9 protein-coding genes are annotated in these 10,998 nt (G+C 65.8%); 7 read left to right on the top strand and 2 right to left on the bottom strand.

The features are described from left to right. Window positions 1-63: 63 nt before the first annotated feature. Genes CRM90_RS22860 through CRM90_RS22830 form a run of 7 tightly spaced genes read left to right on the top strand, consistent with a single transcriptional unit; the run spans window position 64 to window position 8,277 of the window. The gene (locus CRM90_RS22860; protein WP_102809215.1) at window positions 64-1,251 is read left to right on the top strand and encodes an MCE family protein; all 1,188 of its coding nucleotides are present in this window, start codon (window positions 64-66) and stop codon (window positions 1,249-1,251) included. After that, a complete protein-coding gene (locus CRM90_RS22855; protein ID WP_102809214.1) occupies window positions 1,248-2,273 on the top strand; it encodes an MCE family protein in 1,026 nt (341 codons plus the stop codon). The genes CRM90_RS22860 and CRM90_RS22855 overlap by 4 nt, the downstream gene beginning before the upstream one ends. Then, window positions 2,273-3,370, top strand: a complete 1,098-nt coding sequence (locus tag CRM90_RS22850; protein ID WP_102809213.1) for an MCE family protein — start codon at window positions 2,273-2,275, stop codon at window positions 3,368-3,370. The genes CRM90_RS22855 and CRM90_RS22850 overlap by 1 nt, the downstream gene beginning before the upstream one ends. After that, a complete protein-coding gene (locus CRM90_RS22845) occupies window positions 3,367-4,842 on the top strand; it encodes an MCE family protein (protein WP_199190010.1) in 1,476 nt (491 codons plus the stop codon). The genes CRM90_RS22850 and CRM90_RS22845 overlap by 4 nt, the downstream gene beginning before the upstream one ends. Continuing rightward, window positions 4,839-6,143 carry an MCE family protein gene (locus CRM90_RS22840; protein WP_102809211.1) on the top strand — a complete coding sequence of 435 codons (1,305 nt, stop codon included), beginning with the start codon at window positions 4,839-4,841 and terminating at the stop codon, window positions 6,141-6,143. Before CRM90_RS22845 ends, CRM90_RS22840 begins: the two co-directional genes overlap by 4 nt. After that, complete coding sequence (locus CRM90_RS22835) at window positions 6,143-7,738, top strand: MCE family protein (protein WP_102809210.1); 1,596 nt, start codon at window positions 6,143-6,145, stop codon at window positions 7,736-7,738. Before CRM90_RS22840 ends, CRM90_RS22835 begins: the two co-directional genes overlap by 1 nt. Window positions 7,739-7,761: 23 nt before the next feature. After that, complete coding sequence (locus tag CRM90_RS22830) at window positions 7,762-8,277, top strand: Rv2253/PknI dimerization domain-containing protein (RefSeq protein ID WP_102809209.1); 516 nt, start codon at window positions 7,762-7,764, stop codon at window positions 8,275-8,277. On the opposite strand, the gene CRM90_RS22825 is transcribed toward CRM90_RS22830, so the two are convergent. Together CRM90_RS22825 and CRM90_RS22820 are read right to left on the bottom strand one after the other, a co-directional pair. Then, window positions 8,264-9,823, bottom strand: coding sequence for an FAD-binding protein (locus CRM90_RS22825; protein WP_102809208.1), 1,560 nt, complete (start codon window positions 9,821-9,823; stop codon window positions 8,264-8,266). The genes CRM90_RS22830 and CRM90_RS22825 overlap by 14 nt on opposite strands. Window positions 9,824-9,905: 82 nt before the next feature. Next, window positions 9,906-10,997 carry an ABC transporter ATP-binding protein gene (locus tag CRM90_RS22820; RefSeq protein ID WP_102809207.1) on the bottom strand — a complete coding sequence of 364 codons (1,092 nt, stop codon included), beginning with the start codon at window positions 10,995-10,997 and terminating at the stop codon, window positions 9,906-9,908. Window position 10,998 lies beyond the last annotated feature (1 nt).

The raw sequence follows: 10,998 nt of genomic DNA, 5'->3' as shown, positions 1-10,998 counted from the left end.
ATATCGCTGGCCATCTACGGCTCCAACGGCAACTTCAACCTGTCCGGATAGGGAGGAGCGGAGATGAAATCAGGTGCCGCGCGCCCGATCGCCGGTTTGGCGACCGTGGTGGTCATTGCCGCGATCATCGCGCTGGCTGTTGGGCTGTTCCAGGACAGCTTCACCAAAACCGTTCCGGTGACCGTGATCTCGGACCGTGCCGGCCTGGTGATGTACCCCGACGCCAAAGTCAAGCTCAACGGTGCGCAGGTCGGCAAGGTCTCCTCCATCGATTCCCTGCCCGACGGTAAAGCCGCATTGCACCTCGCGATCAATCCCGCGCGGGTGAACGACATCCCGGCCAACGTCAGCGCCGACATCACATCCTCGACGGTGTTCGGCTCGAAGTTCGTCGAGCTGAACCCGCCGACCGATCCGTCGGCGAAGTCCATCCAGGCCGGTCAGGTGATCGACGGCAAGCACGTCACCGTCGAGATCAACACCGTGTTCCAGCAGCTGGTCTCGGTGCTGTCCAAGATCGAGCCGACCAAGCTCAACCAGACGCTCGGAGCGATCTCCAAGTCGCTGGACGGGCGCGGTGACCAGTTCGGCCAGACCTTGGTGGACCTGGACACCGCCCTGGCCAAGATCAATCCCAGCCTGGACACGCTCAACCACGAATTGGCGGTCGCACCACAGGTGTTCGACGCCTACGGTGACGCCTCCGGTGACCTGCTCGACACCGTCAAGAACTCGGCGAAGATCAGCGACACCATCGTCGACCAGGACCAGAACCTCGACGCTCTGCTCGTCAGCGCCATCGGTCTTGCCGACATCGGGACCGAGGTGCTCGGCGAAAACCGCGAATCACTGACCAACGTCGTTCACCTGTTGGTTCCCACCACCGACCTGCTCAACAAGTACAGCCCGGCGTTGAATTGCGGTATCGGCGGTCTGATCCCGCTGGCCACCGGACCGGGCCTGCCCCTGCCTGGAGCCGTTCTGCTGCAGTCGTTCTTCCTCGGCCGTGAGCGCTACCGGTATCCGGCCAACCTGCCGAAGGTCGCCGCGACCGGTGGACCGCAATGTACCGACCTGCCGAAGGTGCCGTTCGAGACCAGCCCGCCGTTCGTGGTCTCCGACATCGGAGCGAACCCGGCCCAGTACGGCAACCAGGGCATCCTGCTCAACTCCGATGCTCTCAAGCAGGCGCTCTTCGGCCCGCTGGACGGACCGCCGCGTAACTCCGCACAGATCGGACAACCGGGATGACCGCGCTGTGGAAGACCATCGTCAAGGTCGGCGTGTTCGGCGTCGTGATGATCTTGCTGACGGCCGCCCTGTTCGCGATTTTCGGCCAGTATCGGACGGGCTCGGACAACTCCTACTCGGCGCTGTTCGCCGACGCCTCCAGCCTGAAGTCCGGAGATTCGGTGCGGGTGGCCGGTGTTCGCGTCGGCACCGTCACTGATGTTGCGCTGCAACCCGACAACAAGGTGGTCGTCGACTTCGACGCCGACCGCAAGATCGTGCTGACCTCCGCCACCAAGGCGACGGTGCGTTACCTCAACCTGGTCGGTGACCGGTACCTGGAGCTGGTCGACAGCCCGGGGTCGGCGAAGATCCAGCCGCCGGGCAGCCGGATACCACTGGACCGCACCGAGCCTGCGCTGGATCTCGACTTGCTCCTCGGTGGACTCAAACCCGTTGTCCAGGGACTTAATCCGAACGATGTGAACGCGCTGACCAACGCGCTGATCCAGATCCTGCAGGGCCAGGAAGGCAACCTCGACTCGCTGTTCTCCAAGACGCAGTCGTTCACCAGTTCCCTGGCCGACAACGGGCAGACGGTTCAGCAGCTGATCGACAACCTCAATACGGTGATCACCACGATCAGCAAAGACGGTGACAAGTTCTCCGGGGCCGTCGACAAGCTGCAGAACCTGGTGACCCAGCTTGCCAACGACAAGGACCCGATCGGTGAGTCGATCACCGCGCTGGACAACGGCACCGCGTCGCTGACCGATCTGCTGAACCAGGCTCGCGCTCCACTGGCCGGCACCGTCGACCAGCTCGGTCGTCTCGCTCCGCTGCTGGACCAGGACAAGGAACTGCTCGACATCTCGATCCAGAAGGCGCCGGCCAACTACCGCAAGGTGGTGCGGCTCGGGTCGTACGGCAGCTGGATCAACCAGTACCTGTGTGGCTTGTCGCTGCGTGTCAGCGACCTGCAGGGCCGCACCGCCTACTTCCCCTGGATCATCCAACACACTGGAAGGTGCGCGGAGCCCTAATGCTCAAATATCGTGGGTCCTCGCTGATCAGAGCCGGCTTCATCGGCCTGGCGCTGATCGTGCTCGTCATCACCATCGGGCTACAGCCCGAGCGGCTGGTGTCGCTTGCCACGTCGATCCGGCATCAGGCGCTGTTCACCGAAGCCGGCGGCCTGCAGGCCGGTAACGACGTCAAGGTGTCCGGCGTCAAGGTCGGCACGGTCTCGGATGTGTCGTTGCAGCACGGCAAAGCACTGGTGACCTTCATGGTCAAGGGTTCGGTTCGGCTCGGCGCCGACACAGAAGCCCATATCCGTACCGGAACGCTGCTGGGACAACGGATTCTGACGCTGGAGTCCAACGGCAAGGGATCGCTGCGGGCGAGCGACGTCATTCCCGTGTCGCGCACCGGATCGCCATACTCGCTGTCGCAGTCGCTGGAGGATTTCGCGGGCAACACCGCCGACACCGATACCGCGGCGGTCAACCAGTCGCTGGACACCTTGTCCGATACCCTCGATCGGATCAGCCCGCAGCTGGGCCCGACCTTCGACGGCATCAGCAAGCTGTCGCGGATGATCAACGAGCGCAACGAATCACTGGGCAACCTGCTCAAGAGTGCGGCCAACGTGACCGGGATCCTGTCGCAGCGCAGCGCACAGGTGAACACCCTGCTGCTCAACGCGAACGACCTGATCGGCGTGCTGTCGCAACGCCGCTACGCGATAGCGAACCTGCTGGCCTCCACCTCGGCGCTGTCCAAGCAGCTCAGCGGGCTCGTCGCCGACAACGAAAAGGATCTGGCACCGGCTTTGGAGAAACTCAACTCGGTGACCGCGATGCTGGAGAAGAACAATGCCAACATCACGGCGGCCATGAAGGGCCTGGCCAAGTTCCAGCTGACGCAGGCCGAAGCGGTCAACGGCGGGTTCTATTACAACGCCTTCGTCGCCAACCTGAACCCGGCGCAGACCCTGCAGCCCTTCTTCGACTACGCGCTGGGCTTCCGCCGCGGCACCGATGCGGGACAGCCGGCCGACAATGCCGGACCGCGAGCGGAAATCCCGTTCCCGTACAACGGAATACCGCAGCCTAATGAGCGATGGGGGCAGCCATGAAGTCTCGCAGACGGCTGACAGTCGTCGTCTCCGCGGTGTTGGCCGTGTTGATCGTCGGTGGTATCGCGCTGCTGGTCCGCCAGGCGTTCTTCAAGCCCAACACGATCACCGCGTACTTCACCAGCGCCACCGCGATCTACCCCGGTGACGAAGTGCGGGTCGCAGGCGTCAAGGTCGGCAAGATCGACTCCATCGACGCCCAGGGGACCAAAGCCAAATTCGTGTTGGCCGTCGACCGGGACGTGCCGATTCCGGCAAATGCCGAGGCGGTGATCGTCTCGCAGAACCTGGTCGGTGCCCGCTACATTCAGCTCACCCCGCCCTACGACGACAAAGGCCCGAAGATGGCCGACGGAGCGGTGATCGGGTTGGACCGCACCGCGGTTCCGGTCGAGTGGGATGAGATCAAGACACAGTTGATGCGCCTGGCCACCGATCTCGGCCCGAAGGGCGACGGGCAGCCGACATCCATCGGGCGCTTCATCGACAGCGCGGCCAACGCCCTGGACGGCAACGGGGAAAAGCTGCGGGACACCATCAAGCAGTTGTCCGGGGTCAGCAAGGTGCTTGCCGACGGCAGCGGCAACATCGTCGACACCATCAAGAACCTGCAGATCTTCGTGACGGCGTTGCGTGACAGCAACACTCAGATCGTCCAGTTCCAGGATCGGTTGGCGTCGCTGACCAGCGTGGTCGACGGCAGCCGCTCCGACCTCGACGGGGCGCTGACAAATCTGTCCAGCGCGGTGGTCGACGTCCAACGGTTCATCGCAGGTTCGCGCAACCAGACCGCTGAGCAGATTCAGCGGCTGGGCAACGTGACCAAGAACCTCGCCGACAACAAGCTCGTCGTCGAGAATCTGCTGCATGTGGCGCCGAACGCGATCGGCAACGCCTACAACATCTACAACCCCGACTCGCAGAGCGCTTTGGGCGGTTTCGCACTGGCGAACTTCTCCAACCCGCTGCAGGTCGTCTGCTCGGCGATCGGGGCCGTGCAGAACGCCACCGCACCGGAGACCGGGAAGCTGTGCGCGCAGTACCTCGGCCCGGCGTTGAGATTGTTGAACTTCAACTACCTGCCGTTCCCGTTCAACGCCTACCTCGGTAAGTCCACCAGTCCGGACAAGCTGATCTACAGCGAGCCGGGCCTGGCCCCGGGTGGCTCGGGCGGGACCCCGCCGGGTTACGAGATCCCGCCTGCCGTCTCGGCCTTCACCGGCTACAACGGTGACGTGCCCGGCCCCGCCGGCTGGGGTGGTCCGCCGAATACCCATCAGGGCGCCTACGCCCCGAACGGTCTGCCCGCCGACCCGTCGCCGGCGCTGTTCCCCGGCGCTCCGATCCCGCCCGGTGTACCGGTCGGCCCTGCTGCCCAGCCGCCCTCGGACCTGCAGGGGATGCTGCTGCCCGCTGAAGCGCCGCCGCCTGCTCCGGCTCCGGCCGCCGCTGAAGGGAACCCGCCATCATGATCCGTCGCGGTTCGGTGCAGCGCCTGGTGGTGACCGCCTCGTGCGTCGCGGTCACGGTGACCGGCTGTAGTTTCGGTGGTCTGAATTCCCTGCCGTTGCCTGGAACCGTCGGACACGGCAAGGGTGCGACCACCTACCACATCGAAATCGCCAATGTGGGCCAGCTGGAATCGAATTCGCCGGTCATGGTCGGTGATGTCGTGGTCGGCAGTGTCGGTGACATGACGGTCACCGACTGGCATGCCGATGTCGAGGTATCGGTCCAGCCCGGCGTCGTGATTCCGGCCAACGCGGTGGCGTCGGTGGGGCAGACCAGCCTGTTGGGCTCGATGCATCTGGCGCTGAACCCCCCGCTGGGGCAAGCACCGACCGGGGTCCTCCAACCCGGTGCAACGCTCGGGCTCAACCGCTCGTCGACCTACCCGTCGACCGAGCAGACCCTCTCGGCGCTGTCGGTGGTCGTCAACGGCGGTGGACTCGGTCAGATCGGCGACATCATCCACGAGTTCAGTACCGCGCTCAACGGCAGGACCGACCAGATCCGCGACTTGCTCACGCGGCTCAACGATTTCGTCGGCCTGCTGGCCACCCAGCGCGACAGCATCAACGAGGCGGTGAACTCGCTGAATCGGCTGGCCGGTACGTTCGCCGCGCAGCAGGGAGTCCTGACCGACGCGCTGAACCGGATCCCGCCTGCGCTGGACGTGCTGATCAAGGAACGTCCGCGCATCACGACGGCGCTGGAGAAGTTCCGTGATTTCTCGAACCTGGCCACCGGTCTGGTCAACGACACGAAGGCCGACCTCGTGCGCAACCTGCAGAACCTGGAGCCCACGCTGAAGTCACTTGCCGACGTGGGACCGAAGCTGGACACGGCGCTGGCCTACCTGCCGACGTTCCCCTACACCCAGCAGGTCATCGACCGCGCGATCCGCGGTGACTATCTGAACCAGTTCATCATCTTCGACTTCACCGTGCCCCGGTTGAAGAAGACCCTGATGCTGGGTACTCGCTGGGGTGATGAGAACGCCAAACTCGTTCCCGCGCCTGGCGATCCGTGGTACGCGACCTACACCTACGATCCGCTGCACGCCCCGTTCAGCCCGGCGCCGCCCCCGACGCAGGTGGCGGATCTTCCGCAGCAGTTCGGTCCTGGTCCCGCGCCGGTACCGGGGCAGGCGTCGCTGACCAACGCGACTCTTCCCGCCCCGGCAACGGACGCCATTCCATTGCCCGGTACGGGCTCCGGCCCGCTGCCGGGACCGGCTCCGGAAGCAGCGCCACAGGACGGGGGTAATTGATGCTGACGCGTTTCGTCCGCAATCAGCTGATCATCTTCACGATCGCGTCGGTCGTGGGGATCGCCGTCATGGTCATGGTGTACATGCAGGCGCCCACCTTGCTCGGCATCGGCCGGATCACGGTCAAGCTCGAGCTGCCGAGAACCGGTGGGCTGTATCAGTTCTCGAACGTGACCTACCGCGGCGTACAGCTGGGCAAGGTCACCGAGGTGGTGCCGACCCGCTCCGGGGCGGTGGCCACCCTGTCGCTGGCCAGCAATCCGAAGGTGCCCGCCGATCTCCAGGCACGGGTGCTCAGCGTGTCGGCGGTCGGTGAGCAGTACGTGGATCTGGTGCCGCACACCGATTCCGGGCCGTTCCTCCAGGACGGGTCGGTCATTCCCGCCAAGAACGCGACCGTCCCGCAGGCGGTCGGCCCGGTCCTCGATCAGACCAACGAGCTGCTCAAGAGCATCCCGACCAACCGCATCGGCAATCTGTTGGACAGCGCGTACCAGGGGCTCAACGGCGCCGGTGATGACCTCACCACGTTGAACGACTCGGCGTCCAAGCTGGCCGCCGATTTCAGCGCGACCGCCGATCAGACGCGCACCCTGGTGGAGGACAGCCGCCCGCTGCTGGACGGTCAGCTTGCCTCCACCGATGCCATCCGCACCTGGGCGCACAGCCTGGCCGGCATCACCGGCCAGCTGAATACCAACGATCCGCAGTGGCGCGGCATCCTGGCCAACGGGCCCGGCGCGGCCGACGAAGCCTCCGCGTTGTTCACCCAGGTGAAGCCGACGCTACCGATCCTGCTGGCCAGTCTGTCGACGCTAGGGCAGGTCGGCGTGACCTACAACAAGAGCCTGGAACAACTTCTGGTGCTGTTGCCGCCCTACATCGGTTCGATCCAGGCGGTCGGCTCGCCGCTCAACAACCCGACGGGTATGACGCTGGGTGACTTCACCCTGACGATCAGCGATCCGCCCGCGTGCACGGTGGGCTTCCTGCCCCCGTCACAGTGGCGTTCACCGGAGGACACGTCCACCATCGACACTCCGGACGGCCTCTACTGCAAGCTGCCGCAGGACTCGCCGATCGCTGTCCGCGGTGCGCGCAACTATCCGTGCCAGGGCGAGCCGGGTAAGCGGGCACCGACGGTGGAGATCTGCGACAGCGACAAGCCTTTCGAACCATTGGCGATGCGTCAGCATGCGACCGGTCCGAACCCGATCGATCCCAACCTGATCGCGCAGGGGATCCCGCCCGACGATCGGACGACCTTCCAGGATCACATCTACGGCCCGCTGCAGGGCACTCCGCTGCCGCCAGGGCCTGTCCCGGCTCCTGCCGGTACGCCGATACCGCCCGTTCCGGACACGTTGGCGCCCAAGGGGGTTCCGGATATCGCGCCGACCGATCAGGGCGGCGGGCCCGCGGTTGCGCCGAGCGCGTTCACGCCGAGTCCGGCAGGCGGCCCGTCGGTGGCGATCGCCACCTACGACCCCGCGACCGGGCATTACGTCACGCCCGACGGCCACGTGGGCCAGCAGACCAATCTGGCCGACGTGAAGGGGGATATGTCGTGGAAGGATCTGCTGCCGACGACATGATCACAGGTGAGGGGAGAGGCCACATGCGAAGGTCACGAACGCTGGTCGGCGTCACGGCGCTGACCGCTGCGGTGCTCGGCGGCCTCCTGAATCCGGCCGCCGCGAGCGCCGACGGAAAATGGGCGCTCAACGGCACATTCCAGGCCACGTCCAACGGTGAATGGGCGACCACCAACGACGTGTTCCACGACGAGCGCAGCATCCGCAGTATCTGGACGATCAACTCGACATGCAGTTATCCCACCGAATGCACCGGCACGGTGAGCAGCGACGCCGGGTGGACGGCTCCGATCTATCAGACCGGTGGGGACTGGCGGGTCAAGCGCGTCATCGAGGACTGGATGCCATGTCAGGACGGCACCAGCGCGCCGGGCTTACAGGTGATCCGATTCCACGGGTCCACCCCGGGCGGTGATCAGACCGATCCCACGTCCAACATGCTGGTGGGTCAGGATTCGACCACCGGTCAGCCGGGAGCCTGCGGGCGCAGCCTCGCACTGTTCATCAACATGCCGTTCAAGTTGATCAAGCTGACCTGACGTCGCCGGCCATGTCGAGTGCGGCCACATAACTGAACAACATCGACGCGCCGATCGGGTTCCCGCCACCGGGATAGGTCATTCCGCTGACCGCTGCCATGGTGTTACCCGCCGCGTACAGGCCGGGGATCGGCCGGCCGGACTCGTCTAGCACCCGCGCCCTGGTATCCGTGCGCAGCCCACCTTTGGTGCCGAGATCGGACAGTCCGAACGCCGCCGCGTGAAACGGGGGTGTGTCGATCGCGACCATGGGTGATTCGCCGCCGGAGAACGCCCGGTCGTACGCCTCGTCGCCGCGGCCGAAGTCGGTGTCGGAACCCGCGGCGACCATGGCGTTGTACCGGGTTACCGTCTCGTCGAGGGCCTCGGCGGGGACCCCGATCAGTTCAGCCAATTCGGCCAAAGTGTCTGCACTGCGCCATAATCCGGCGTCCCGATAGCTCTCGGTGTCGACCATCGAGACGTTGGTCGCCTTCACCGGCGGAATCTCGCCCTCGCGGTTGTCGTAGACCATCCAGAACGGGATGTCGAGGCGGCCGGCCTGCATCTCGGCGATGATCTGCCTGCCGATCCGGTCGTACGCCCCGGACTCGTTGACGAACCGCTGTCCGGCCTGATTGACGAAGATGCCGCCGGTGAACCACAGCGCGAACGCCGAGCGACCGTCCGGGTGGGTCAGGCCCGGTGACCACCACGCCTGATCCATCAGATCGGTCGCCGCGCCGATCCGGATCGCGGCCTGCAATGCCGCACCCGTGCTGCCAGGTCCGCCCATCGTGTCTTTGGCTTCGCCGGGCACCCCGTACGTCCGTCGCAGCTCGGGATTGTGCTCGAATCCGCCTGCGGCCAAGAGCACTCCGCGCCGGGCGCCGATCCGCACCGGGTTCCCGTCGCGCTGCACCACCGCCCCGACCACCCGACCCTCGTCGGTGATCAGATCGGTCAGCTGGGTGTCGCGGTACAGCGCCGCGTCGGGGTAGCCGGCCAGCGCGGCGAGGAAGCGGCCGATCAGCGCCCGTCCGCCGAAGAGCTTGTCCGGAACCGGCGCGCCGAGACGGTCATGGTCCAGTGGCCCGCGCACGGAACCGGCGTAGGGGCCGAGTTTCTCGCCGCGAATGGGGGCCGCCACGATGTGGCGCAAGCCGTCGCTGCGGGAGTCCGGCACCGACCCGTAGTAGTCCGGCCACGGGAGCACGCTGAATACGAAATTCTCGTCGGCTTCCAGGTATTCGACCAGAGCGGGTCCGCGGCGGATATAGGTCTCCTGCAGTTCTCGCGGCGTGCGGTCGCCGATCACGGTGTGGAAGTAGTTCAGCGCTTTCTCGATCGTGTCGTCGCTGCCCGCGCGCTGCAGGACCGGGTTGCACGGAAACCACATGCCGCCGCCGCCCGAGTAGGCGGTGGTGCCGCCGAACTTGTCGGTCGCCTCCACCAGCGCTACCGACAGTCCTTCGCGGGCCGCGGTGTAGGCGCCGGTGATCCCGCCGCCGGAGCCGGCCACGATGACGTCGACGGTTTCGTCGAACGGGGTGTCCTGCGCAGTCATCGGCCTCCTTTGTCGCTGGCACCCACTGTGATCGGTGCCCGAGCGGGAAGCAACAACCACTCCCGGTGAGCGGGGTGGCCGCTCAGAGTGCGATGTGCTCGCGACTGCGGCGGGCGGCGCCGGTGTCTGCGTCGAAGAAGTACGTCCGCTCCGGCGGCATCTCCAGGCCGACGCGGGTGCCCGCAGGCAGATCGGTGCCTGCGGGTGCATGGACGATCACCTGCGCGCTGTCCGTGTCCCCGGTATCGACCAGGGCCGTCACCAACACGTGGCTGCCCAGCGGTTCGACGAAATCGACCCGCGCCGACAGCAGCCCGTCGGTGTAGGCGGCGTGCAGCAGCAGGTGCTCCGGACGAACGCCGACCGTCACCGGACCGTCCGGTGTCGACACCGCCGTCACCGCGGCGTCGGCGAGGTGCAGCACCCCCGAGCGGACCTCGCCCGCAATGAGGTTCATCGGGGGACTACCCATGAACGCGGCGACGAAGGTATTGGCCGGGTGGTTGTAGATCTCGTCGGGCGTGCCGATCTGTTGAATCGTGCCGCCGGACATCACACACAGCCGGTCGCCGAGCGTCATCGCCTCGACCTGATCGTGAGTGACGTAGATCGAGGTGACCGGCAGTTCGCGGTGCAATCGCTTCAGATCCCCGCGGACCTGATTGCGCAACTTGGCGTCGAGGTTTGACAGTGGTTCGTCGAGCAGGAACGCCTGCGGCCTGCGGACCAGCGCGCGGCCCATCGCAACTCGCTGCCGCTGGCCGCCGGAAAGCTGACCCGGCTTGCGGTCCAACAACATGTCGATCTCGAGCAAGGCGGCGGTCTCCCGGACCCGCCGTTCGATCTCGGCGCGCGGTGTCTTGCGCTGCGCAAGCCCGTAGGCCAGATTGCGGTAGACCGACATGTGCGGGTACAGCGCGTAATTCTGGAACACCATGGCGATGTCACGCTCGCCCGGTGCCAGGCCGGTGACGGTCCGGTCGCCGATCCTGATGTCACCGGATGTCGGCTTGTCAAGTCCTGCAAGCAGTCTCAACGCGGTGCTCTTGCCGCACCCGGACGGCCCGACCAGGATAAGGAACTCCCCGTCGGCAATCGTCAGGGTGAAGTCCTTGAGGGCGACCACCCCACCCGCGTACCGCCTTGTGACGTCCTGGAATTCGACTTCTGCCATG

The organism is Mycobacterium sp. ENV421 (genome assembly GCF_002887815.1).
Taxonomy (GTDB): Bacteria; Actinomycetota; Actinomycetes; order Mycobacteriales; family Mycobacteriaceae; genus Mycobacterium.
Note: the sequence above shows the minus strand (reverse complement) of the source record. Positions and strands in the feature narration are given on the sequence as shown.